Origin of the sequence: Nocardia lijiangensis NBRC 108240 (genome assembly GCF_001613045.1) — a bacterium.
Lineage (GTDB): Bacteria > Actinomycetota > Actinomycetes > Mycobacteriales > Mycobacteriaceae > Nocardia > Nocardia lijiangensis.
The window spans coordinates 47,432-72,274 of the sequence record NZ_BDBP01000019.1; the positions used below are offsets into that span (position 1 = coordinate 47,432).

General features: G+C 66.5%; 23 protein-coding genes. 11 read left to right on the top strand and 12 right to left on the bottom strand.

Features of this window, described 5'->3' with window-relative positions; translation table 11 throughout:
• Positions 1-2 precede the first annotated feature (2 nt).
• The 7 genes from NL1_RS07555 to NL1_RS07585 all read left to right on the top strand — a co-directional run bounded on the left by NL1_RS07555 (position 3) and on the right by NL1_RS07585 (position 8,790).
• Positions 3-998: an MCE family protein gene (locus NL1_RS07555; protein ID WP_067835764.1), complete on the top strand. Its 996-nt coding sequence runs from the start codon at positions 3-5 to the stop codon at positions 996-998.
• Positions 995-2,194, top strand: coding sequence for an MCE family protein (locus tag NL1_RS07560; RefSeq protein WP_067835765.1), 1,200 nt, complete (start codon positions 995-997; stop codon positions 2,192-2,194). The genes NL1_RS07555 and NL1_RS07560 overlap by 4 nt, the downstream gene beginning before the upstream one ends.
• Positions 2,191-3,300: an MCE family protein gene (locus NL1_RS07565; RefSeq protein WP_067835766.1), complete on the top strand. Its 1,110-nt coding sequence runs from the start codon at positions 2,191-2,193 to the stop codon at positions 3,298-3,300. Before NL1_RS07560 ends, NL1_RS07565 begins: the two co-directional genes overlap by 4 nt.
• Positions 3,300-4,754, top strand: coding sequence for an MCE family protein (locus NL1_RS07570; RefSeq protein WP_067835767.1), 1,455 nt, complete (start codon positions 3,300-3,302; stop codon positions 4,752-4,754). Before NL1_RS07565 ends, NL1_RS07570 begins: the two co-directional genes overlap by 1 nt.
• Positions 4,730-5,305, top strand: a complete 576-nt coding sequence (locus NL1_RS07575) for an Rv1363c family protein (protein WP_067835888.1) — start codon at positions 4,730-4,732, stop codon at positions 5,303-5,305. The genes NL1_RS07570 and NL1_RS07575 overlap by 25 nt, the downstream gene beginning before the upstream one ends.
• Positions 5,306-5,385: 80 nt before the next feature.
• Complete coding sequence (locus NL1_RS07580; protein ID WP_156094720.1) at positions 5,386-5,940, top strand: hypothetical protein; 555 nt, start codon at positions 5,386-5,388, stop codon at positions 5,938-5,940.
• A gap of 498 nt (positions 5,941-6,438) precedes the next feature.
• Positions 6,439-8,790, top strand: coding sequence for an arylsulfatase (locus NL1_RS07585; protein WP_067835892.1), 2,352 nt, complete (start codon positions 6,439-6,441; stop codon positions 8,788-8,790).
• Between the two features lie 85 nt (positions 8,791-8,875).
• Here the strand turns inward: NL1_RS07585 and NL1_RS07590 are convergent, their stop codons facing one another.
• On the bottom strand, positions 8,876-9,547 hold the full coding sequence (locus NL1_RS07590) for a hypothetical protein (RefSeq protein WP_067835768.1): 672 nt from the start codon (positions 9,545-9,547) through the stop codon (positions 8,876-8,878).
• Between the two features lie 36 nt (positions 9,548-9,583).
• Positions 9,584-10,180, bottom strand: coding sequence for a hypothetical protein (locus NL1_RS07595; RefSeq protein ID WP_156094721.1), 597 nt, complete (start codon positions 10,178-10,180; stop codon positions 9,584-9,586).
• A 377-nt stretch (positions 10,181-10,557) separates the two neighbouring features.
• Between NL1_RS07595 and NL1_RS07600 the strand changes: the two genes are divergently transcribed.
• Positions 10,558-11,250, top strand: a complete 693-nt coding sequence (locus NL1_RS07600) for a TetR/AcrR family transcriptional regulator (protein WP_067835894.1) — start codon at positions 10,558-10,560, stop codon at positions 11,248-11,250.
• A gap of 107 nt (positions 11,251-11,357) precedes the next feature.
• Positions 11,358-11,756, top strand: a complete 399-nt coding sequence (locus tag NL1_RS07605) for a hypothetical protein (protein WP_067835770.1) — start codon at positions 11,358-11,360, stop codon at positions 11,754-11,756.
• Positions 11,757-11,968: 212 nt separating this feature from the next.
• Here the strand turns inward: NL1_RS07605 and NL1_RS07610 are convergent, their stop codons facing one another.
• The 3 genes from NL1_RS07610 to NL1_RS07620 all read right to left on the bottom strand — a co-directional run bounded on the left by NL1_RS07610 (position 11,969) and on the right by NL1_RS07620 (position 14,301).
• Complete coding sequence (locus tag NL1_RS07610) at positions 11,969-12,709, bottom strand: SCO6745 family protein (RefSeq protein ID WP_067835896.1); 741 nt, start codon at positions 12,707-12,709, stop codon at positions 11,969-11,971.
• A 72-nt stretch (positions 12,710-12,781) separates the two neighbouring features.
• Complete coding sequence (locus tag NL1_RS07615) at positions 12,782-13,666, bottom strand: alpha/beta hydrolase (protein WP_067835772.1); 885 nt, start codon at positions 13,664-13,666, stop codon at positions 12,782-12,784.
• The gene (locus NL1_RS07620; protein ID WP_067835774.1) at positions 13,663-14,301 is read right to left on the bottom strand and encodes a TetR/AcrR family transcriptional regulator; all 639 of its coding nucleotides are present in this window, start codon (positions 14,299-14,301) and stop codon (positions 13,663-13,665) included. Before NL1_RS07620 ends, NL1_RS07615 begins: the two co-directional genes overlap by 4 nt.
• Before the next feature lie 124 nt (positions 14,302-14,425).
• On the opposite strand from NL1_RS07620, the gene NL1_RS07625 reads away from it, so the two are divergent.
• Entirely contained in the window at positions 14,426-14,758 is a 333-nt protein-coding gene (locus tag NL1_RS07625; RefSeq protein WP_067835776.1) for a thioredoxin family protein, read from the top strand.
• A gap of 60 nt (positions 14,759-14,818) precedes the next feature.
• Here the strand turns inward: NL1_RS07625 and NL1_RS07630 are convergent, their stop codons facing one another.
• Entirely contained in the window at positions 14,819-15,781 is a 963-nt protein-coding gene (locus tag NL1_RS07630) for an alpha/beta hydrolase (RefSeq protein WP_067835779.1), read from the bottom strand.
• 463 nt (positions 15,782-16,244) lie between these two features.
• On the opposite strand from NL1_RS07630, the gene NL1_RS07635 reads away from it, so the two are divergent.
• On the top strand, positions 16,245-17,768 hold the full coding sequence (locus NL1_RS07635; RefSeq protein WP_156094722.1) for a GMC oxidoreductase: 1,524 nt from the start codon (positions 16,245-16,247) through the stop codon (positions 17,766-17,768).
• A 491-nt stretch (positions 17,769-18,259) separates the two neighbouring features.
• On the opposite strand, the gene NL1_RS07640 is transcribed toward NL1_RS07635, so the two are convergent.
• The 6 genes from NL1_RS07640 to NL1_RS07665 all read right to left on the bottom strand — a co-directional run bounded on the left by NL1_RS07640 (position 18,260) and on the right by NL1_RS07665 (position 24,750).
• The gene (locus NL1_RS07640) at positions 18,260-19,471 is read right to left on the bottom strand and encodes an acetyl-CoA C-acetyltransferase (protein ID WP_067835782.1); all 1,212 of its coding nucleotides are present in this window, start codon (positions 19,469-19,471) and stop codon (positions 18,260-18,262) included.
• 23 nt (positions 19,472-19,494) lie between these two features.
• Complete coding sequence (locus tag NL1_RS07645) at positions 19,495-20,649, bottom strand: acyl-CoA dehydrogenase family protein (protein ID WP_067835784.1); 1,155 nt, start codon at positions 20,647-20,649, stop codon at positions 19,495-19,497.
• On the bottom strand, positions 20,633-22,174 hold the full coding sequence (locus NL1_RS07650; protein ID WP_067835786.1) for a 3-hydroxyacyl-CoA dehydrogenase: 1,542 nt from the start codon (positions 22,172-22,174) through the stop codon (positions 20,633-20,635). The genes NL1_RS07645 and NL1_RS07650 overlap by 17 nt, the downstream gene beginning before the upstream one ends.
• Positions 22,174-22,959: an enoyl-CoA hydratase-related protein gene (locus NL1_RS07655; protein WP_067835898.1), complete on the bottom strand. Its 786-nt coding sequence runs from the start codon at positions 22,957-22,959 to the stop codon at positions 22,174-22,176. Before NL1_RS07655 ends, NL1_RS07650 begins: the two co-directional genes overlap by 1 nt.
• A 73-nt stretch (positions 22,960-23,032) precedes the next feature.
• Positions 23,033-23,818 carry a CoA-transferase subunit beta gene (locus NL1_RS07660; protein ID WP_067835788.1) on the bottom strand — a complete coding sequence of 262 codons (786 nt, stop codon included), beginning with the start codon at positions 23,816-23,818 and terminating at the stop codon, positions 23,033-23,035.
• A complete protein-coding gene (locus tag NL1_RS07665) occupies positions 23,815-24,750 on the bottom strand; it encodes a CoA transferase subunit A (protein WP_067835790.1) in 936 nt (311 codons plus the stop codon). The genes NL1_RS07660 and NL1_RS07665 overlap by 4 nt, the downstream gene beginning before the upstream one ends.
• Between the last annotated feature and the right edge of the window lie 93 nt (positions 24,751-24,843).

The window sequence follows — 24,843 nt, forward strand, 5'->3', positions numbered from 1 at the left end:
CCATGAAACCGTTCTCGGAACGCAACCCCGTCCGTATGTGTCTCATCGGAACCGGTGTGATCCTTGCGCTGCTCGTCTTGGTGTTCAACTACGAGAGCATCCCGGGATGGCCGGGCGGGAAGTCGATAGTGGCCGAATTCGCGGATGCCAGCGGATTGAAGGCTGGTGATGCCGTGCAGATTTCGGGTATCGAAGTCGGCAAGATCGAAAGCATCACGCTGACCGACGACCACGTCGACATCGCGATGAGGGTCGACACGCACGGACAAACCCTCGGCAGGCGAACCACTGCGGCGATCAAGGTCGAAACCGCGCTCGGGCGCCGGTTCGTGGAGCTGCGACCGGACGGGGACGGTGCCATCGGTGACCGGATTCCGTTGGACCACACCACCTCCGGCTACGACATCACCGAATCACTGAATCAGTTGACCAGCCGGTTGGCGGGCACCGACAAGAAGCAACTCGCCGAGGCGGTCGACAGTGTGTCGAGAGTGCTCGATACTCTCCCGGACAATCTGCGCTCGTCCTTGGATGGCGTCTCGCGGCTGTCGGCCACCATCGCGTCCCGTGACGGTGCCTTGCGGGATCTGCTGGCCCACGCCAACTCGGTCACCGGCGTTCTCGCCGAACGCAACCAGAACCTCACCGCGCTGATGACCGACGGCGGATCCCTGTTCGCCGCGCTCAACGACCGCGCCGCAATGATCCGGACCCTGCTGGTCAATGTCCGTGCAATCAGCGACGAACTGCACGGACTGGTCCGGGACAACAGGGACACTATCGCTCCGATGCTTGCCGAGGTGGATCGAGTCCTGGAGCTGCTCAACACCAACTACGACAACCTGAACGCCGCCATCCTCGGGTTGCGGCCCTACATCACCCAGCTCGGTGAGGCGGTTGCCAGCGGGCCGTTCTTCGGGGCACTGCTGCACAACATCACGCCCGCGAATCTCAACGGACAACAGCCGGGAAGCCCTGGAGGAGACGGTCACCGATGACAGCGTTGCGCGCGGGCCTGTCCCGCGTACCCTTGCCCGGACGGATTCTCGCCGTCCTGATCGCCCTGGCGATCATCGCTGCCTGCGCCACAGCGTGGATCACCCGGGCCTCCACGGTGCGGATTACCGCGTATTTCACCAACTCGGTCGGTATCTATCCCGGTGACCGGGTGACGATCCGCGGCGTTCCGGTCGGCGAAATCGACGACATCACACCGATCGGCGACCGCGTCCGTATCGCCATGCACTTCGACTCGTCGCATCCGGTCAGCGCCGACACCCGCGCGGTGATCGTTGCACCGACGCTGGTGTCGGGCCGCTACATCCAGCTCATGCCGAAGCGCGGGACCGAGCCGGAACTTCGCGACGGCGCGGTGATTCCACTCGAAGACACCGCGGTACCCGTCGAATACGACCAGATCAAGCGGCAGGTCTCCGACCTCGCCGACCAGCTCGGCCCCAAGGGTGGCGACCCCACCGGCACGTTGACCCGGTTCACCGATGCCACGGCGAAAGCCCTGGGCGGCAACGGCGCAACCCTCAACAACACCTTGATGAACCTGTCGCAGGCGATGCAGACCCTTGCCGAGGGCGGTCCCGATCTGTTCGGGACGGTGCGCAACCTGCAAGCCGTCGTGTCCGCGCTCGCGGCCAATGACGGTCAGGTTCGGATGTTCGTCAGCCAGCTTGCCGGTGTGTCGAATCTGTTGAACGACAACCGCACTCAGATCGACGCGGCATTGCAGTCGATGCAGGCGATGCTGCCGGAGATCCGCAGCTTCGTCGCCGACAACCGCGACGCGCTCAACGAGGACGTCGAATCGCTCACGCGCATCACCTCGCTGCTGGTCAACCGTGTGGACGACCTCGCCCAGATCCTGCATCTCGCGCCGACCGTAGTGGACAACCTCTACAACATCTACGACCCCCAATCGAACTCGCTGACCGGCAACGTCGCACTTCCGGACTTCCCCGACCCCATGTCGCTGATCTGCGCGCTGCTCACCACTGTCGATGCGCCACAGGAGGAATGCTCGCGCGCCAGCGCACATTTCGGCGACCTCTTCGGCGCCGCCGCGCGTGCGGCAATGGGCGGTTCGGCGTCCGGTCCCGCACCGGCGGCGGCTCCCGGTATTCCCGGTCTGCCAGCCATTCCCGGGCTCACCGAGATCCTCATTCCAGGAGCTGGACGATGAAACCCTCGACAGCGCTGCGTGCCTGCGGCGTACTGCTGCTCAGCGCGCTACTGTCCGCAGGCTGCCGGTTCGACGGAGCCAATTCGATTCCGCTGCCGGGCAACTCCATCCACAACGGCTCCTACACCGTGCGGGTGGAACTGCGAGACATCCAGAATTTGGTCGGCAATTCGTTCGTCAAAGCCGATAACGTCACCGTCGGCACGATCACCTCGATCGCGGTCCGCAACAACATCGCGGTGGCCACCCTCGAGATCGACAACAACGTCCACCTACCTGCCGATGTGAAAGCCCAACTGGCGCAGACCAGTGTGCTCGGCGCTCAGTATCTCGAGCTGACCACCCCGAAGGACGGCACGACGAGTCGGCAACTACGCGAGGGCGATGTGATTCCACTCGACGCGAGTTCGGAATATCCCGCGACCGAAGAGGTTCTCGCCGCGCTGTCGCTGGTTCTCAACGGCAGTGGGCTGCAACAGATCCGGACGATCATGACCGAGCTGAACGGTGCGTTCGGCGGTCGTGAAGGCGCCATCAACGAGTCCTTCGGCCGACTCGCGACATTCGTCAACGGGCTCGATATCCAACGCGACAACATCGTGCGCGCGATCGACAGTCTCGACGCCTTCGCCCGGGAACTCGCCGACCAGAAGGACACCCTCCGTACCGGCATCGAACAGATCCAGCCGGCGCTGGCCATTCTCGATGATCAGAAGGCACAACTCGTCACCATGCTCGACAGCGTCGGCAACTTCGGCGACCAGGCCGCACAGGTGCTGCGGACCAGCCGGGACGACCTCACCGCCGACCTGCACAGTCTGGAGCCTGCGTTGACCCAACTCGCCGCCGCCGGTTCGGATTTGACCGGCGCGCTGCTCGTCGGCCTGACCTTCCCGTTCCCGGTCACCGTTGCCGACAAAGCCATCAAGGGCGACTATGTCAACCTGTTCCTCACCCTCGACCTCAGTGTGGAGGCTATCGACAAGAAGATCATCGGCAGCATTCCGCTCGAGGACCTGGTGCCGATGTCGAACCATGCGGTGGATCCGTTGGTCGCGCCGACCCAGCCCGCACCCGGTACCGGCGACCAGAACGGGGGACGGTGATGACAACCCGATTGGTCAGGGGCCAGCTGATCGTCTTCGCGATTCTCGCGGTGGCCAGCCTGGTCTATGGCTTGATCCACTACGTGAGCATCCAGCGTGTCACCGGGCTCGGAACCTATACGGTGACAGCTGAGTTCGCCGACGCGGGTGGGATCTACGAGTCCGCGGTCGTGACCTACCGCGGTGTCGAGGTCGGCCGGGTCACCGGTGTGGACCTGGACTCCGGAACCGTCCTGGTCCGGATGCAGTTGCGGCACGGCCGGAATATCCCGGCGAGCGCCGGGGCCGCTATCAAGAGCATGTCGGCCATCGGCGAGCAGTACGTGGATCTCGTTCCGTCCGAGGACCATGGTCCCTATCTCGAGGATCGAGCGGTAATACCCCGCACGAATACCACCGTGCCGATTCCGACGGGGCAGGTGCTCGACAAGACACAGACGTTGCTGCGCAGCGTATCCACCGATTCCTTACGAATCGCGCTCGACGAGACCTACCAGGCGGTCTATGGCACCGGGCCTGCGCTGGCATCGCTGATCGAGTCCTCGGCCGAGTTGCTCGATCTCGCGCAAGCCGATATCGGCCCGACCATCGCGCTACTCGACGACGCGGAGCCGTTGCTGCGGACCGGGAATTCGGTGCGCACCGAGATCACCTCCGCGACACACGATCTCGCATCCTTCACCGAACAGCTCGTCCGCAACGATGCCCAGGTTCGCGACATACTGGATCAGGGGCCGCTCGCCGCCGACACCGTCACGGGCACACTCGCCGACCTGACCACACCACTGCCGGTGCTGCTGGCGGATCTGCAGACCGTCGGTCAGGTACTTCGGGTCAATGTGCCGCAACTGCGCCAGATTCTCGTCGTCTATCCAGCCCTCGCGACCGCGACGGTCTACAGCGTCGTGGGCGCCGGATTTCAGACCGACGACGATGTACGCGCGCCGGCGGCGGCGCTGGATGTCAAACTGGGCAACACACTCAACACGCCGCCGTGCACCGAGGGGTATCAAGCCACACAGCGCCGCGACCCGTCCGATACCAGCCCCGCGGAAGTCGCGCGCGACAACTACTGCAAGGTCGCGCCGGACAACCCGAAGGTCACGCGCGGCGCCCGCAACACACCGTGTGCTACCGATCCGGCCATCCGTACCGCCGATGTCGAGAACTGCCCGGGCGGGTTGCCCTCCACCTGGCCGGAGATGCTGGCCCGTCCCGGCGAACCTCTTCCCGCCGCGGCCCCGCCCGCTCCGGCTGCGGCACCGCCGCAGGTTCCGGCCGTGGCCCCGCTGGAGGCTCCGGACGCACCGGCGGCGGCGGTGACAGCCCCCTACGCCGAAGGAGACGGAACGTTCCGTGGACCCGACGGTCTCACCTACGTCCTGGGGCAATCAGCCCACTTCGTCACCCAAGGAAAGGAGTACCAGGGATGGCAATCACTACTGATCAAGTAGATGAGGTCGAGACCCCATCCGAGGTGGAATCCAGCACCGAGCCGGTGAATTCGCCGAATCCGCCGGGCCGGCGGTGGCGAGCGTGGGCGATCATCGCGCTCGCCGTCACGGTGGTGGCGCTGGGCGGGGTGAGTGTGAAACTCGGGCTCGAAGTCCGCGGCCACCAGCACGACGACGACCGCGACCATGCCGTCGCGGACACCGCTCGCCGAATAGCAGTTCAGTTGGTCTCGCTCAACCACACCTCGGCGAAGCAGAATCTCGACACGATCGCGGCCGATTCGACCGGATCGTTCCGCGACCAGTGGGACAAGATCTCCGGCAACTTTGCCTCGGTGCTGCAGAGCGGTCAGGTCGAATCCACCGGCGAGATAGAGGAATCCGGCATCGTCGCGATCGACGACGCGCATGCCACGGTGCTGACCGCGGTCACCTCCGTGGTCAAGAACACCGAAGCTCCCGAGGGGCAGCAGCGGGTGTACCGCATGAAGATGACCCTCGACCACTCCGACGGCCGTTGGCTCGTCTCGAACGTGGAGTTCGTCGCATGACCACCGGTATCACCGACACCATCAGCGCCGTCGGCTCCAGCGATGACGACGCACCCGAGTCCGACACCGCGGCTCCGACTGTGGAGTCCACGCCCGTCAGGACGGTACTGCGCAGTCCGCGCGGGTGGCTTCAGTGGCTGTCGACCCTGAGCCGCCGCGCCACGATCGCCACCTTTGCCGTACTGGGAATCCTGGTGGGCGCCTTGGGAACAGCCACGATACTGTTGGAACGCAGTGCGGCCGATCATCGCGCCACGGCTGAGGCCGAGCAGGCGGCCAAGGATTCCGCGGAGTCCCGTATTCCTCGGGTGCTGTCCTATGACTTCAATACCATGGACACTGAATTCGCGTCCGCCACAGACAATCTCACCGGCACATTCCGGACGGATTTCGATCGGCTCAGCTCGAGCGTCATCGTGCCTGCGGCACACCGTGATTCGATCATCACCCGCGCGAAGGTCGTCGGAACGTCCGTGGTCACGGCCGACCCCGGCGAGGTCACACTGTTGCTGTTCCTCAATCAGGAGACCACCAGCACCAAGTACCAGGGACCACGCCTGGATGGGAGCCGGGTGCGAGTAGTCATGACGAAAGTCGCCGACGAATGGCTCATCTCGGACATCACACCTGTCTGACGCCCACCCCGGACGCGGCCCGCGCCCATCCTGGTCAGCTCAGCCAAGGCTCCCCTCAGCAGCCCAACGGGTAGCGGTCGCTGGGAACCGTGGCTGTGGGGCCGGAGCCCCCCCGGTGAGCGGTGGCGCGGGCGGTAGCTCAGCACCGGACGCGCGGCGGGTGGTGGGGCGGCGCGATCAGCCAGACTCCGACGCGATCGCCGCCGACCACCGCAAACGCGGACATTCCGAGCCAACCATTTATTCGGGCCCCTTCCTGCCGGTATCCTCGAGTGATATCCCCATCGTGCTGATCAGCGAATATTCGAACATTGGTTCGCGCGGAGACGGCCCGAGCATGTCGCCTCGAACGCTCGGCGCTTCCTCCGCGGTATTGCCGGAGTCGGGACACCCATCCCGAGACTGCGACCGCGTCGATCGGTGCGCGCGGCAGAGGGTCCGGAGTCCGGCCAACAGGATCAAAGGCGAACGAAGAGTTCTCGCTTCTGGAGGTGGATGATGGCCAGGGACTTCGAGGGACATGTCGCGCTGGATATCCGTGATTCGGTGGCCGACTGGGGCCCGTTCGCGGAGCCGACAGCGCCGAAAGACGCGCCGAATGTGCTGTATCTGGTGTGGGACGACATCGGCATCGGCACCTGGGACTGCTACGGCGGTCTGGTGGAGATGCCGAATCTGAAGCGCATCGCTGATCGTGGTGTGCAGTTCACGCAGTTCCACACCACCGCGTTGTGTTCCCCGTCCCGGGCTTCCTTGCTGACCGGCCGGAATGCGACCTCGGTCGGCATGGCGACGGTCGAGGAATTCACCGACGGGTTTCCGAGCATGTGCGGACGGATACCGGCCGATACCGCGTTGCTGTCGGAGGTGTTGTCCGAGCGCGGGTGGAATACGTACGCGGTCGGCAAGTGGCATATGACGCCGCTGGAGGAGGAGAATCTGGCGGCGTCGAAACGACATTGGCCGCTGGGGCGTGGATTCGAGCGGTTCTACGGTTTCCTGGGCGGGGAGACCGACCAGTGGTATCCGTCTCTGGTGTACGACAATCACCAGATCTCGCCGCCGTACACACCGGAGGACGGGTATCACCTGTCGAAAGACCTGGCGGACAAGTCGATCGAGTTCATCCGCGATTCGAAGGTGATCGCGTCCGGAAAGCCGTGGTTCCTGTATCTGTGCCCGGGCGCCGGGCACGCGCCGCATCACGTGCCGCGGGAATGGGCCGACAAATACCGCGGCCGGTTCGACATGGGATACGAGAAATACCGCGAGATCGTGCTGGAGAATCAGATACGCATGGGTCTGCTGCCGGAAGGCACCGAGCTCTCGCCCGTCAACCCGTACGCGGACGTCACCAGCGCCGACGGCAAGCCGTGGCCTGCGCAGGACACGGTCCGACCGTGGGATTCGTTGTCGGAGGACGAGAAACGGCTGTTCCGCCGCCAGGCGGAAGTGTTCGCCGGCTACCTCTCCTACACCGACGCGCAGATCGGCAGGCTGCTGGATTACCTCGAGGAAAGCGGCCAACTGGACAACACGATCATCGTCACGCTCTCGGACAACGGCGCCAGCGGCGAAGGCGGTCCGAACGGCACTCCCAACGAGATGAAATTCTTCAACGGTTACGTCGACACGATCGACGACAGTTTGGCCAAGCTCGACGAACTGGGTTCGCCGAGCACCTACAACCACTGCAGCATCGGCTGGGCGATGGCATTCAACACCCCGTACAAGCTGTACAAGCGGTATGCCTCGCACGAAGGCGGCATCGCCGACGCATGCATGGTGTCCTGGCCCGCCGGGATGTCGGCCCGCGGTGAGGCGCGCCATCAGTACGTCAACGTCTGCGATGTCACCCCCACCGTCTACGACCTACTCGGCATCACACCACCGGACACGGTGAAGTATGTGCCGCAACGTCCCTTGGAAGGGGTCAGTTTCCGCGCGCTGCTCGACGACGCGAACGCCGACACCGGCAAGCACACCCAGTTCTATTCGATGCTTGGCACGCGCGGCATCTGGCATCGCGGGTGGTTCGCCGACACCATTCACGCGGCATGCCCCTCCGGCTGGGGACATTTCGACCAGGACCGCTGGGAACTGTTCGACCTCGAACACGACCGCAGCCAGGTTCACGACCTCGCCGACATTCATCCCGAGAAACTGGAAGAGCTCAAAGCGCTGTGGTTCTCCGAGGCCGAGAAGTACAACGGAATGCCGCTCAACGACCTCGACATCCTCTCGGCCATGGGCCGCTACCGCCCGACCTATGCGAGTGGGCGAAATCAGTGCGTCTACTATCCGGACAGCGCGGAGGTGGGACCGGGGGCGGCGCTGGAGATCCAGGGCCGGTCGTTCGCGGTGCTCGCCGAGACGACGATCACCAGCTCGGACGCAGAGGGCGTGCTGTTCGCCCACGGCGGGCGGCTCGGCGGGCACACCTTGTACCTGAAGGACGAGCACCTGTACTACGTCTACAACTTCCTCGGCGAGGAAGAACAGATGATCGTCTCCGATCGCCCGGTACCGCTCGGCGACCATATTCTCGGCGTCCGCTACGAACGCCACGGAACCCGCCCTGACAATTTCACGCCCACCGGCGAGGCCGTGCTGTACATCGATGAGACGCCGGTCGGCTCACTCGACGACATGCGCACCCAACCCAGCGTGTTCTCCGGTGTGGGAGAAGGAGTTTCCGTCGGCCGCGACAGCGGTCAATCCGTGTCCGCCAGCTACCCGTCGCCGTTCCCTCTCACCGGCGGAACCATGCGCCAGGTCATCGCCGACGTGAGCGGAAAGCCGTACGAAGATCTGGAGCTCGCGGCGGCCGCGGCCTTTTCACGCGACTGAAGACGCTGCTTTCCTCTGAACCTTCGTGTTCGAAAGTCGCTCCTGGGCCGAGGCACGACAACCCATCCGAAGAATGTCCGCGCTGTCACGGAATGTCGTCGAGCGCAGGGGGCGATTCCGGTCGATTGGCTACCAGGATCGTCACGCTGACTACCAGCACCCACGCGGGAAAGACCAGCGCCGCCCAAAGGCTGAGGTCGAGAACGAGCAGCAATATCAGGGCGAGCGGGTAGGTGATGAGTGGCAGCCAGCGCGGCATGAGCCGGGTACGCAGCCAGATCGTGGCGAGGGAAATCATGAAGACCGCCGCCATCCGTACCGCGTAGATATGGTTGATGTCCAGTACCACCTGACGCCCGAAGTAGATGATTCCGTTCTCATCGAGATTCGAGCGTTGCGAGGTGGCCAGGATGCCTCCGGCAACTGCCGTCGAGACGGACGTGAGGGCTAGAAAGAGTAGCCCGCTGCCCAGGGACACCGTCGAGAAGAACCGGTCCTCGAGCTTTCCGAGAAGACTACGGACAACGCCGATGAACCACAGAAACGCGATGCTCGCGAAAGGCACGATAATGAACGCTGCCCTGATCCTCCCGTCGTCTACTACCCGAGGGGACGCGGCAGGGGGTGTATCCGGCAGCGCGGTCCGCACCAGGACGATGGCGGTTGCGAAAAGCACGGCGAAGACGATGCCGGCGACCGCCGCGGAGTGTGGCATCCGCAGTGGGATGTCGTCGACCTTGCCGCGCGCTTCGGCCATGCGGAGATTGTCCCAGAAGTCCCTTCGCGGGACGGCTCATTGGGCTTGTTCCCAGCCGGGCCGGGATGTTACTTCGTGCCTTGGGGCTCCTGGTCCCCCGTCGGTTTCCTGTTCGGTGGAAGAGCTGTCATTTTGTCGGGTATGCCCGATGCCTCGCCATCCCAGCGGGAGCTGGACGCGGCCGGCCCGGATTTCGCCGATGAGGTGCTCGTAGCCTTCACGGACCTCGCCGAGATGGACCCACGCCGAGTGCCGAAGCTCCTCGCAGTCGGCGTGCAGCACCGTCCACCACGCCTCGGCGTAGGTCTTTGCGACATGACTGATCACCTCACCGAAGGAGTGCGTGTGGCGGCGGGCGCACCGGCTGTGGCGGACGTAGAACACCGCCCAAGAGTTGATCTTGTCGATGACCTTCGCGATATCCGCATGGAGGGCCGCCTCGGTGAGGTCGGGGGGACGCCGCAGGGGATTCACCACCGCTGAAATCAGGGCGGCGTGTAGATCGCCCAGTTCTCTCGCCCACGCGACCAGCGGCAACGGCTCAGCGAGTCGACCACCGATCGCGGCCAAGAGTTGATCCGGCGACAGCAGAGATCCTGCATCCGTCGAGGGATCCTCCGGTGTCGCCTCCATACCCGGGTCCATTGGGCTCACGTGTCCTCCCTCGCGGGCCGACGCTTCGGGCAGGCCGGATACGGCCAGGTGGTGAACTTCGCCGAGGTTGTCTGCTCGGGCTCAGGGGCCGTGAGGCGGTCGATGGTGACCGTCCGGGAGCGAGGGCTCGTGGGGCGGGGTAACCACCCGCTGCGGCTGGTGACCGTGTGGTCGCGTCGATTGGATAGGCGCATTGTTGATTGCTCGAAGGTAGATGAATGATTGATACGGCGAGCGCACCGCAGTGACTCGGGGCATAATGCTAATACTGACTGCGCACTCAGTCAACGCCTGGTTGGGTAGTCACCTGGGCGCTAGAGTGTGCGGGAAAATTTGGACGAGAAGGGGTGGTATCGGTGGGTAAGCGTGCGGCTGAGCCGGGCAAGTCGGGTGCGATTCTCGATACCTTCACGCGCCATGTTGCCGAGAAGGGCTACGGGACCAGCTTCAGTGGAGTCGCGAGCGAGTTGGGTATCTCGCAGGGTTTGATCGTGCACCATTACGGCACGAAGGCGCGGTTGCTGGAAGTGCTGCATGCTTCCTATGTGCAGCAGCGGATCGATGACGCCGAGCGCATCATCTCGGAGTTCCCGACGCCGACCGAGCGGATGGCCGGGGTGTTGCACGCGTCCATCCTCTATCAGGTACTCGACCGAAATCGGACTGTCGCGTTCCAGCGCGAGGTCGCGCGGTTCACCCGACAGGACGAGACTTCCGAGGGGCGCCAGCTGCGACGGCGCTACATCGGAATGATGCGCAGCACGCTCGAGTCGGGCATTGCCTCGGGTGAGTTCCGGCCTGTCGACGGAAGTATCCGGACCCTGCTCATCTTCGGTGCCGCGCAATGGGCGTGGACGTGGTTCGAGCCGGAAGGGCGTAGATCTGCCGAGCAGGTCGGTGCCGAACTGGTCGATTTCACTCTTGGCTCCTTGCTGAAAGACCGGAGTTCGTTGCCGTTTCTCAGCGATCCCGATGGCCCGATTGTTGCCGCGGTGATCAAGATCATCACCGCGGAAGAAGGGACGCCGAAAGAACTGCCCGACAAATGACCATGTTTCGGGAGCCCGTTCGGTCGATCACGGCCGGTGCATTTTCGCAGCTCAGGGGTAATCGAGTGGCGTTAGGGTAAAGGGGGGAGGGTGCGAGGAGTCGAAAGATGAGCACCACCATTCTGATCGTGATCATTGTCGTCGCCGCTGTGGTCATCTTGCTGGCCGGCGTCTGGGTGTTGATGCGCAAGCGGCGCGAACACCAGCGGGTCGAGGCTCAGGGTCTTCGCGACCGAGCGGCAGAACGGGAAATCGAGGTCGCTCAGCGGGAGGCGCGGGCGGAGGAGACTGCCGCGAAGAGCCGGGCGGCAAAGGCGGAAGGCGAGGCCAAGGCGGCGCAAGCCGAGCAGCTTGCCCAGCAAGCGCAGCTGCATCACAGCGAGGCGGCGGATTCGCGAACCGAGTTGGACAAGCAGTGGGAGCGCGCGGACAAGGTCGATCCGGACTCGAAGTCAGGTGAGAAGCAGCAGGGGGCTGACCCTGAACAGCCGTCGGGCAGCCCCTGACATCGGCGGCTGATCACGCCGGCCTCCGCCGAGCCGGCGTCCGGTCGGGTACGGTGCGCGTTCGAAATCTGGACCGTGGGCATCGTCGCGGTATCCATGACGCGGCCGGTTCTCGGGAAGATCGCGCGAGGAGACGGCCGAGCGTGCTCGGTCGCCGCTCCCGCGCGGACTGCACGGCTGATACGCCCGCGTGAGGCGCGGGCGAACGGCTGCTAGCGGGCGAAAACTGTCGCGTGAGCGGCGGTGACCAAGCTGGTGAGTTCGGTGCCCGCGGAGGTGTCGAGGACGGCGAAGGCTGGAGCGATGAGGGTGTCGGTGAGGGCTTCGGCTCGCTGCCAGCGGTCCTGGATGGTGGGGGTGATCTCTTCGAAGGGTTCGGGCCAGCCGTACCGGCGGGCCTGGCCGGGGCCGTCGTTGAAGGGGGAGCCGGAGATCAGGACGGCTTGGAGCGGGGTGAGGCCGCTGGCGCGCACGGCGAGCAGGTGCAGGCCGCCGCGGAGTTCGCGCAGGACGTGCGCGAGTTGGGCTACTCGCGCGGGCGCGTCGGCAGGCAGCGGCAGCGCTCGCCAGCCCGCGAAGAGCGGCAGGCCGGCCGGATCGGCCGCGGCGACAACGACTTCCAGCAATTGCGCGAGGCGTTCGGCCTGGTCGAAATCGGCGAGCTTGCGGCGGCCGAAGTCCTGACAGGCGGCGAGGTAGCCGTCGGCGGCCTTGGCGGCGGGCATCGGCACCGACTCCCAGGCCTTGCGGATGGAATGGGCGGGGAAGAAGCCGAAGGCCGCGGTGACCACGTCGGAGTCCACGTCGCCGAGCACGCCGCCCCTGCCGCGGGTGTACGGGCCGAAGAACCCGTCGATTCCGGTGCTGTGTCCGAATTCCTTGGTCTCCCGGGAGAACATGAATCCCCCGCCGAGTTCCTGAACCTGCTTCTTGACCGCGGCGGCGACCGACACGTGCACTCCCTTTCGACGGACTGTTGTCCGTCGTCACATTAGGTGATTCTTACACTGTATGGAACACCTGTGTCACACTCCGGGAACGACCCGGTGCAGGAAGTCGATCTGGTCGGCGGTGACCTTGTCGCGGTTGTCCGGCCGGTAGATCTCGAAGTGGCTGAAGGGGTAGGTGCGCAGCTCGCCGCGGGGTGCGCGTTCCGCGAGTTCGATGGTGTCCTCGGCGAGGGTCTCCCGATCGCGCTCCCCGATGCAGACGAGCAGCGGCATGCGCAGCCGAGGCGCGTGGTCGTCGGGCTTGTAGCGCATCATCTGGAGCAGCGCCCGTGGCGCCACGCTGTTGCGCCAGGTGCCGCTGTCCATCGCGTCGATGGTGGCCTGCGCCTGCGGCCCGGTCATGACGGCGAGCTCGCCGGGGCGGCCGACGGCGGGAATGTAGTGCGGCGCCAGACCGAAGACGCCGCGCAGCCAGTCGGCGACCATCACGCGCAACAGCGCGAGAGTCGCTCTGGTGGAACGCCCTTCGGCTCGGCGTGGAAAACCGTTGAACGGTACCTGCGCCACTACCGCCGCGATTCGGTCGTCGTCTGCGGCGACCGTCACGACGTGGCCGCCGCCGAGGGAGGTGCCCCACAGGATGATTCGGCCGGGGTCGACCAGCGGATGCTCGCGCGCGAAGCGGATCGCCGCGCGAATGTCGGCCAGCTGTTCCCGGATGTCGGCGACCTGCCGTGGTTGGCCCGCGCTCGCGCCGAAGCGGCGGTAGTCGAAGGTCAACGCCGCCATGCCCGCGGCCGCGAAGGCTTGGGCAGCCGCGACGACGGATGGGGTGTCCTGGGTGCCGCTGAAACCCGGACACAGGATGACGCAGGGTAGGCCGACGGCTTCCGTCTCGGTGTACAACATCCCCGCGCATTCGATGCCCGACGAATCAAAAGTGACCGCAAGGGTTTTCATCGTTCCTCCGCGTCTCGATCGGAATGGGAGAGTTCGGAATGGGGCAGCGTCGTGCCGAGCATGCGCTCGAGGAGATCGACAAGGGTGGCGCGATGCACGCGCAGGTCCAGGTCCGGGCGCTCGGCGTAGACCTCGTGCAGTTCCCGCAGCGCGCCGAGCAGTGCGATCGCGGTGAATTCCGAGTCGCGAATACGGAATTCGCCCTGTGCCGCGCCTGCCGACACCAAGGCGCACAAGGCGGGGCGCAACTCGTCTCCCACCCGATCGACGATCCGGTGGTGCATGTCCCGGAAGCGATCTCCGTGCAGCGCGGCCAGCAGGCCGGGCGCCTTGTCGCGTTCGGTGAGTGCGTAACCGTGGTCGATGTAGCTCACCAGCCGTGCGCTGGGGGATCGTGAATCATTTTGCAGGATAGCGAGATACGTCGCGCACAGCCGCTGCGCGATGGATTCGATCGCGGCGGCGAACACCTGCTCCTTGGAGCCGAAGTAGTGGTAGAAGCAGCCTTTCGCGACGCCGAGTCCGCCGGTGATGGATTCGACGGTGGTCTGGTCGTAGCCCCGCTCCACGAAACTGCGGACGGCCGCGTCGACGATCTCGGCCTTGCGGACCTCGGGTTTCTTCACCTGTCGCACGGTGCACCTCCCTGCATTCGACGGTACCGACCGACCGTCGGTCGGTCAATGCGCCGGGAATGGCACGTTTGCCCGGTTATCCCTCGGCAATTCAACAGCTGAGCGCAGCGTCGAGGAGAAAACGATGAAGGTTATGAACCCCGTATCGCCCGAAGCCTTCCCCTCGACCGTGCTCGACTCCGGCAAGCCGGTGGTCGTCCTCTTCTCCGCCCCTTGGTGCGCCCCGTGCCGCCGCGCCGAACCGACGCTGCGCCAACTCGCCGACGAACTCGCCGATCGGCTCGTCGTCGTCACGGTGAACGTGGAAGAGCAGCCCGAGTTGGCCGAGCGGTACGGGGTCCGGGCCTTCCCCACGCTGGGCCTGTTCGTCGACGGCCGCCTCGTCCACCACAGCGTCGGCGTCGACCCGGTACCGGAATTCCTGGACGAGTTCGGCGACTATCTCCCCGATCGTTGAGCCGCCTCGGCCGAGTAGCACCGGGCCGCGGCGTGTTGCCCTGCTCGCGGACGCCGCGACTCAGCCGTGCAGCGCCGCCGTCAGCGCCGCGACGGCCTGGGCGACCGCCGCCTTGGCCGCCTGGGTGTCGTGCAGGGAGTTGACCATCACGAAGTCGTGCACGATCCCGCCGTAGCGGGTCTGCGTCACGGGCACGCCCGCGCGGCGCAGGTTGCTCGCGAAGGCCTCACCCTCGTCGCGCAGCACATCGGCTTCGGCGGTGATGACCAGCGCGGGCGGGAGCCCGGTGAGCTGCTCGGTCGTCGCGCGCAGGGGTGACGCGGTGATCTGCGCCCTGTCCTGTTCGCTGGTGGTGTATTGATCCCAGAACCACTGCATGCCGTCGCGGGTCAGGAAGTATCCCTCGGCGAAGTCCCGGTACGAGCCGGTGTCGAAGTTCGCGTCGGTCACCGGATAGAACAGCACCTGCTGAAGGAAGGACACGTCGCCGCGCTCCTTCGCCATCAGCGTCAACGCGATGGCCATATTGCCGCCGACCGAATCGCCCGCGATGGCGATGCGCGAGGAATCCAGGCCCTTCGTGCCGCCGTCGGTGGTGACCCACTGGGCGACCCGGTAGGACTGTTCGTTCGCCACGGGGTAGCGCGCCTCCGGCGAGCGGTCGTACTCGGGGAACACCACCGCGGCATTCGCGCCGATGGCGAGGTCGCGTACGAGCCGATCGTGGGTGTGCGCGTCACCGAAGACCCAGCCCGCGCCGTGCGTGTAGAGAATGACGGGCAGCGGTCCCGCGGCGCCGGCCGGTTTGACGATGCGCACCGGGACCGAGCCGGTGGGTCCGCCCTCGACGGTGATCCATTCCTCGTCGATCTCCGGCTTGAAGATCGGACTGTCCTGCACGCCGTCGACCGCTTTGCGGCCCTCGTCCGGGGGAAGCTGGTACAGGAAAGGCGGTTCGGAGGTCGCGTCGACGAACTCCTGCGCGGCTTGCTCGAGCGAAAGACCGAGGGGATTTCCCGCCATGATTCCTACCTTTCGGCGTCGTGGGTGAAGGGCCTCCAGTTTTCGTGAAGCGGGCGCCGTCGCGCCCCGGCCGTTGAGCCAAGTATCCGCCCGATTCCAGACACCAGGCGGCAAACGCCGGGATCGCCGACTGTCTCGCGCACCCGAACCGGCGCGGAGGTGGGAGCATGCGGCCGATGACGTCGAAAACCTCGGCGTCGAGGGCGTGCCCAGCGGTGAACATTCTGTTCACACTTCTCCTTTCGGTCCGAGATCGAAAGTTTTCCGGCTTGTCCGTAAAGTTCCGCGCGGTCGCGTTTCACACCTCTATAACAGGTTCCAATCAAGACTCGATGAGGAGCCTGCCTTGCCTGTTCGCACCCATGAAATTCCTGTTGGAAGTCGGTCCGGGCGGGGGGTGAGCAGGCGCGGTTTCCTAGCGGCAACGGGTTTCACCGTTGCCGCCGCGCTGGCGGGGAGATCCATGGCGCGGGCCACCGCGGCACCGCTGGCTGATGGGGAGAAGATTCCCGCGCTCGTCATAGGTAGCGGATACGGGGGATCGGTCGCCGCGCTGCGGCTCGCGCAGGCGGGTGTGCAGGTGACCGTGGTGGAAATGGGCATGTCGTGGACGACGCCCGGCTCCGACGGCAGGATCTTCTGCCCCGTGCTGAAACCCGATGGGCGGTCCTACTGGCTGCGCGACCGCACCGATCAGCCGGTCGGCTACTTCGCGGGCAGCAGCTACAACAAGGACATCGAAAGGTACACGGGCGTCCTGGATTCCGAGCAGTTCAGCGGGGTTCGCGTCTACCAGGGCCGGGGCGTCGGCGGTGGCTCGCTCGTCAACGGCGGTATGGCGGTGACGCCCAAGCGGGAGAACTTCGCGGCCATCCTGCCCTCGGTGAACGCCGATGAGATGTACAACGTCTACTACCCGCGCGCGAATGCCGGTCTCGGCGTGAACAATCTCGACCAGACCTGGTTCGAGAGCGCGGAGTGCTACCAATTCGCGCGCGTGGGGCGCAAACACGCGGAACGCTCCGGCTTCGGCTGGACCTTCGTGCCGAATGTCTACGACTTCGAGTACATGAAGAAGGAACAGGCCGGGCAGGTCACCCGGTCGGCACTGGCCGGTGAGGTCATCTACGGCAACAACTACGGCAAGCGGTCGCTGGACAAGACGTATCTGGCCGCGGCCACCGGGACCGGCAAGGTGCGTATCACGCCCATGCACACCGTCACCGCCGTATCGCCCACGGAGGGCGGCTATCGGGTGGAAATGCACGAGATCAATACCAGCGGTGCCACGGTGGCGACCAAAGCCGTTGTGGCGCAGAAGGTGTTCTTCGCGGCGGGCAGTATCGGCACCTCGAAGCTGCTGGTGGCCATGAAGGCGCAGGGCAAACTGCCGGACCTGCCCGATGCCGTCGGCAAGAAGTGGGGCAACAACGGCAATGTGATGGTGGGCCGCGCCAATCACATGTGGGACGGCACCGGCGTACTGCAATCCAGCATGCCGTGCCTGGGTATCGACAACTGGGCCGATGCGGGCGGCCCGGCCTTCGCCGAGGTCGCGCCCTTCCCCGCGGGGCTGGAGACCTACGTCAGCCTGTACCTGGCGATCACCAAGAACCCCCAACGCGGCCAGTTCACCTTCGACTCCGGTACCGGCAAGGTCGGTCTGAGCTGGCAGACCTCGCAGAACCAGTACGCGATCGATGCCGCCAAGCGCATCTTCGACAAGATCAACAAGAAGGAGGGGACGATCTACCGGACCGACCTCTTCGGCGTCTACAAGACCTGGGGCGACGACTTCACCTATCACCCGCTGGGCGGTTGCGTGATCAATGAGGCGACCGACAACTACGGTCGGATCCCCGGCTACTCGGGGCTCTACGTCATCGACGGCTCGCTGATCCCGGGCAACACCAGCGTCAATCCATTCGTCACCATTACCGCTCTGGCGGAACGCAATATCGAGAACATCGTGGCCGACGATCTATAACCTCGGCGTCGGCCCGGGTCCGGATCTGCTCCTGCGCGGCCGCGGTCGCCCACGATTCGCCCTCTCTTCGCCTGTTGTTAAGATCGGTCCGCTCGATCGGCAACAAGGGGGGAAGTCTGTGCGCGGCAAGTCATCTGGGAATCTCGGTGCCAGCGGGCGGCGCATGTCGCGGCGAGTCGCGTATGCGCTGCCTGCTGCGGTGGCCGCCTCGCTGATCGCCACGGGATGCGGATCCGCCGAACCCCGCAAAGCACCCAAGCCGGCAGCGTCGGTGACCACGACCGCGCCGCGGACCACACCGCCCACCACCCAGTCGCCGCCGCGGACAACGCTCCCGCAGCCGTCGGCAGCCAAACCCCCGACCCCGACCACCACGGAGCGTGGTGGTCTCGGCGGATCCAGTGGCGGCAGCGGCAGCGGCAGCTGATCTCGGTCGCCACCGACCCAGCCGCCCCACGGGACAAGCCGCCGGGGCGGTGTAGCGGTCGGGATCAGGGCAGGCGTTCGAAGACCGCGGCTAGGCCCTGGCCGCCGCCGATGCACATCGTCTCCAAGCCGTATCGTGCCTCGCGCCGGTCCATTTCGCGGAGCAGGGTGGCGAGGATGCGGGCGCCGGTTGCGCCGACGGGGTGGCCGAGGGAGATGCCGGAGCCGTTGGGGTTGAGGCGAGGGTCGTCGGGTTCGATGTTCCACCGGCGCAGCACGGCCAGTACCTGGGCGGCGAAGGCTTCGTTCAGTTCGATGACGTCCATGTCGGCGAGAGTGAGTCCCGCGCGGGTGAGGGCGTGTTCGGTCGCGGGTATCGGGCCGATCCCCATGGTGCGCGGTGCGACACCCGCCACCACCCAGGACGCCAGCCGGGCGAGCGGGCGAAGGCCCAGCTTGCGTGCGTGTTCCGGCGTGGTGACCAGGCACAGTGCCGCGCCGTCGTTCTGGCCGCTGGAATTGCCTGCGGTGACGGTGGATTCGGGGTCGACGGCGGCGCGGATCGGTCGCAGTGCGGACAGCGTTTCGACGGTGGTGTCGGCGCGCGGGTGTTCGTCGGTGTCGACCACGTTCGGCGCCGAACGGCGTTGCGGGACAGGGATGCCGACGATCTCGTCCGCGAATCGTCCTGCGCGCTGGGCGGCTACGGCGCGGTGGTGTGAGAGCGCGGCCAGCTCATCCTGATCCGCCCGGCTGATTGCGAATTCGGCGCGCAGGTTCTCCGCGGTCTCGATCATGCCGCCCGGCACAGGGAAGTCGCGTCCGCCCGCGGTGACGCGCGCCCGTGCGAGCCGGTCCGCAAGTGCGACACCGTCGCCCTTGACGCCCCACCGCATTCCGGTCGCGTAGAACTCGGTCTGGCTCATCGACTCCACGCCACCCGCCAGCACGAGATCGCTTCCGCCGGAACCGACTTGCAGGCACGCCTGGATGACCGCCTGGAGTCCGGAGCCGCAGCGCCGATCGACTTGCAGGCCGGGCACATCGATGCCGAGGCCCGCGTCGAGCGCGGCGATCCGGCCGATGGCAGGCGCTTCGCCGTTGGGCGAGGCCTGCCCGAGAATCACGTCGTCGATCCGGTCGCCGTCGATACCGGTGCGTCGCACCAGTTCCGCGATGAGAGTGCTGGCGAGCTGTTGCGGCGGAATGTCTTTCAATACGCCACCGAAGCGGCCGACGGGGGTGCGCAGCGGTTCGCAGATGACTGCGTCGGGCATGGGTTGTCCTTCGGGAGGGGCGATCACATCGCGTCGATGCCGGTGAGGGCGCGGCCGATGACGAGCTTCTGGAGTTGGCTCGTGCCTTCGTAGAGGGTGAGCACGCGCGCGTCGCGCAGGTATTTGCCCATCGGGTACTCATCGATGAAGCCGTAGCCGCCGAACACCTGCAGGCAGTTGTTGCTCACCCGCACGGCGGTCTCGCTGGCCGCGAGCTTGGCCATGGACGAGGCGAGCTGCACCTCGTCCCGCGATGCTCCGGAATCGACGAGGGCGGCGGCCTTCCACGTCAGCAGGCGGGCCGATTCGACGTCCAGCGCGGAGTCGGCGAGCAACTCCTGGACGAGCTGTTTGGCGGCGATGGGTTTGCCGAACTGGGTGCGCTCGGTCGAATAGCGCACCGCGGCGTCGAGGGCCGCCTGCGCGACCCCGACACTGCCCGCCGCCACGGAGATACGTCCTTTGGCCAAGGCGCCCAGAGCGATACTGAGACCCTTGCCAACCGCGCCGAGCCGCGCCGAGTCGGGCACCCGGACCTCCTGGAGCGACAGCGCCGCCGTGGCCTGCCCGCGCAGCCCGAGCTTGCCGTGGATGGTCGTCGCCGTGAAACCCGGTGTGTCCGTGGGCACGAGGAACGCGGTGATGCCTTTGCTGCCCTCGGCCGAGGTGCGCGCGAACACCAGGGCGACCTTCGCCCAGGTGCCGTTGGTGATGAACATTTTCTCGCCGGAGAGCACCCAGTCGTCGCCGTCGCGCACGGCCCTGGTGCGCAGCGAGCCCGCGTCGGAGCCGCTGTCGGGTTCGGTGAGCGCGAAGCAGCCGAGCGCGCGTCCCGCGGTGAGCTCGGGGAGCCAGCGGCGTTTCTGCTCGTCGGTGCCATGCGCGGCAATGGACTTGGTGACGAGGCCGAGCGACACCGAGACGATGCCGCGCACGGCGGAATCGCCGCGCCCCAGTTCCTCGCAGACCAGGACGTAGGAGAGCATGTCGACCTCGGTGCCGCCGAATTCCTCGGCGATGCCGAGCCCGAGGAAGCCGAGTTCGCCGAGCCGCTGGACGATCGAGAGGTCGACGCTTTCGACGCGGTCCCAGTCGCGGGCGTGCGGGGTTATCTCGCTGTCGACGAAATCCGCGGCCAGCGCGCGGATTTCGCGGTGCGTGTCAGAGAGAACGAACATCGGTTCCTCGGTTCGTGAGCAGGTCTTCGGGGCGGGTGCCCACGGTGTGCAGGGGAATTGGCTGCTCGGCGCGGGTGCGCAGCCAAGTGCTCGCCCGGTAGCGGGGATCGCGGGTGTAGGCGTACAGGCCGTCGAGGATCGCGGTGACGCGTTCGGCGCCGACGGATTCGCCGAGTTCCAGCGGGCCGAGCGGATAGCCGAGGCCCAGGCGCGCGCCGCGGTCGATGTCCTCGGGTGTGCCGATGCCGTGCTCGGCGAGGGCGCAGGACAGGTTCACGATCGCGGCCAGGATCCGTTGCGCGACAGGGGCGGTGCCATCCGCGGTCGGCGTCGGTGTGTAGCCGGCGGCGGCCAGGACGCGCAATGCCGGTGCGGCGACGAGCGGATCGACACTTCCGGGCACGATCACGGTGAGGCGGCGGCGATCCAGCCCGAGCGGATCGATGCCGAGGGTGCGGGCGGGGTCGAGGCCGTAGCGTGCGGTGACCCGGTAGGTCGGTTGGCCGACCGGCAGCACGAGAGACACCGCGTCGGCATCGGGAGAGTCGAGCACCGTCGCGCCGGAACGGCGCAGCGCCGCAGCGAAATCGGGGTGATCGTGAACGTGGACCGGGGTGGCCAGGGCGTCCGGCGTGATCTCGGGCTCGGCGGGGAGCACCGGTGCGCCGTCTCGGTAGCGATAGAACCCTTCGCCCGTCTTGCGGCCGAGCAGACCGGCGGCGACGCGGGCGGCCGCGATCGGGGAGGGCCGCAGCCGCGGATCACCGTAGAACCCCGCGGAGACGGTCTCCATCACGGTATGGCTGACGTCCAGTCCGGTGAGATCCATCAGCTCGAACGGGCCCATCCGCAAGCCGAGCGTATCGCGGACGATGCGGTCGATATCGGCAGGGGCGGCGATCTGTTCGGACAGGATGGCCAGCGACTCGCTGGGCAGCGCGCGCCCGAGGTGGTTGACGAGGAATCCGGGGGTGTCTCGCGCCAGGATCGGGGTGTGACCCAGCCGGGTCACGAAAGACGTTGCGGTGTCGACCAGTTCGGGCGTGGTGCGCAGGCCGGGAACGACCTCCACCAGCGCCATCAGCGGCACCGGATTGAAGAAGTGCAGCCCGATCATCCGGGCGGGATCGTGCAGTGTCGACGCGATCGCCGTGATGGACAGCGAACTGGTGTTGGAGGCGAGCACGGCGTTCGGTGTCGCGGTCTCCAGTTCGGCGAAGATCGCCTGCTTGACCGGAAGGCTCTCGACCACGGCCTCGATCACGAGATCGATGTCGGCGCCGGGGGCGGTCGGGGCCGTGCCCGCGGTGAGCCGCGCAAGGATGGCCGCGGCCTCGTCGGCGTCACGCTTGCCCTTGTCGACGGACCGCTGGATCATCGCCGCGACGAACTCGAGCGCGGCCGGGACAGAGGCCGCGTTGGCGTCGGTCAGCTCGACCCGGTATCCGGCGGTCGCGGCGACCTGGGCGATGCCGCGGCCCATCGCGCCCGCCCCGACGATGCGGATGCGTTCGATCGGTTCCATCAGTGTCCTTCGTAGGTCGGTGTGCGCTTGGCGAGGAAGGCGGCGATGCCCTCGGCATGATCGGCGGTATCGAACAACATCTGAAAGGTCGTGCGCTCCAAGGTGATCGCGGTGTTCAACGGAGCGTTCTCGGCGTGCCGCGCGATGCTGCGAATCGCGCGGATGTTCAACGGCGGCTGGCGCAGGATGGTCGCCGCGATCTCGACGGCCGCGTCCAGCGCGGTGCCGTCGGGCACGATGTCGGCGACGATCCCGATCTGCTGGGCGGTGGCGGCGTCGATCGGTTCGCCGGTCAGCACCATCCGCAGCGCGCGGGCCCGCCCGGCCCGCTGCACGAGGCGGCTCAATCCGCCCGCACCGGGAATGAGCCCGACCCGGATCTCCGGCTGCCCGAACCGCGCGGACGTCCCGGCGACCACGAGATCGCACGCCATGGCGAGTTCGCATCCGCCGCCGAACGCATAGCCTTCGACCGCGGCGATCACCGGTGTGCCGAGTTCGTCGAGCACCGAGAACACCTTGCCGGTCTCCTGAGCGAACAGATCGGTCGGCCGATACGTGCTCATCTCCTTCAGGTCCGTGCCCGCGACGAAGACGCCCGCGTCGCCGGTGAGGACGATGGCGCGCACCGCGGGGTCGGCATCGGCGGCCGAAAGCTCCTCGGCGAGGGACGTTTTCGTGAAAGAGTTCAGCGCGTTGCGGGCCTGCGGCCGGGAGATGCGCAGCACACAGATGCCCGCGTGTTCGCCGGACAGATCGGAACGGAGAACGGAAGGTTCGGTCATGCCCGCGCCTCGCTGGCGCTCGGCTCCGGCATGCGCGATGCGCGCTGGCACATGATTCGCTCACTTCGTTGGTTCATCGGAGGTACACCCTGGTCGGATCGATGGTGGTGCGCAGCAGGTCGAGTTCCGCCGCGGTCGGGGGTTCGGTGACGGTGACGTTGTCGGCCACCCGGAGCGGCCAGCCGGTGGCGGCCACAACCTGCTCGACGGAGACGCCGGGATGCACTGCGGCGAGGCACAATTCGCCGTCGGCGTCTGCGGTGAGCACACCGAGCGGAGTGATCACGGTTGTCACGCCGCGACCGCGAGTGCGCACCCGCGGCTCCGCCCGGCGCGCCACCGACGGCGCTGGGCTGGTGGTGAAATCGAGCCGATCGACGAACGAGCGCGGGTCGTGTCGACGCAGGACCACGAAGACCTCGTCCGCGTTCGCCATCACCTCGGTGGCTCCGCCCGCGCCGGGCAATCGGGTGGTCGGGGCCGCGTAGTCGCCGATCACGGTGCTGTTGAGGCTGCCGAAGCGGTCGATCTGTGCCGCCCCGAGGAAACCGACGTCGATGTAGCCGCCCTGGAGGACGTACCCGAAGAGCGCGTGCATTCCGAGAATCGCCTCGGCCCCGGTGGCCAGCGGCGCGTCGCCGATGGTCTGGGGCAGGCGCGGCGGATGCGCTCCGCAGACGCCCGACTCGTACACCTGCTCGAGGTCGGGCGAGGTGGTCGCCCGCGCGAGCGCCACGGCGAGGGTCGGCAGGCCGATGCCGGCGAAGACCCGCTGTTTGCCGCGCAGGTGGCGGGCACTGAGGACGGCGAGCAGTTCGCTCGTGGTGTGGGCGCGCGTCGTCGGTGCTGCCTGGGTCATCGTGTGCATCCGTAGTCGACGGGATGGGACAGTGCGGGTTCCGGGACGAGGCGATCGAAGTATTCCGGGCCGAGCTTGTCCAGGTAGGCGGCGTGATCGGGCAAGTCGTAAATCCATTCGTGCAGCCAGCGGTCCAGCGCGGCGGGATCCTTGCTGATCTCGGGCCAGGACCGGTAGAAGTCGTTGTCGCGGTCGTAGTAGCCCTGCACGAAGGAGGGATGCGCGCCGCGTGGGCACTCGACGACCGCATCGACCGCGAACCCGGGGATGACGGTGCGGTTCGGGTCGGCGCGGATCACCTCGTCGTCGACGATCTCCTCGACCACCACGATGGTGCGGGCCGACGCGAACGCCACCTCCTGTAGCGGGCCGAGGATGCCCCACGCCTGGACGTTGCCCGCGCGGTCCGCGCGCTGCGCGTGCAGGATCGCGACATCGGGCCGGATCGGCGGAACCACGTGGATCTCCTCGATGCCGCCGTCCGGGGCGGGAAACGGCGACACCACCTTGGCGATGCGCGGATTGTGCGCGGGCAGATCACTGCCCGCGTACGAATGCAGCGGGTAGAAGGGAAGATTCGCGGCGCCGGCGAGATAGCGGGCGAGCAGGCCGAAGTGGCTGTACTCCTCGATCTCCAGGCCGCGCGGTTCCCGGCGCTCCACGGCCCTGCGGATGGCGTGCAGCGAGCCGACCGAGCTGTTGCCGGTGAACGAGAAGATCATCTTTCGCGCCGCGCCCGCCGCGATCAGCTGATCGAAGACGATGTCGGGCGTCATCCTGACCAGCGTCAGGTCGCGCCTGCGCTGCCGGATCAGCTCGTGCCCGGCGGCGACTGGGATGGAATGGGTGAATCCCTCCAGTGCCACGGTGGCGCCGTCGTCGACGAACGCGGCGATGGCCTCGCGCATCGTCAGCTGCTTGGGCCGGGGCATCGCGCTCCTTCGTTCGGGACGGTCCCCACGGTGCCTGGTTCGACCGATATAGTCCAATACTTAATTCGCAATGCAGTAATACTGATTTCTACC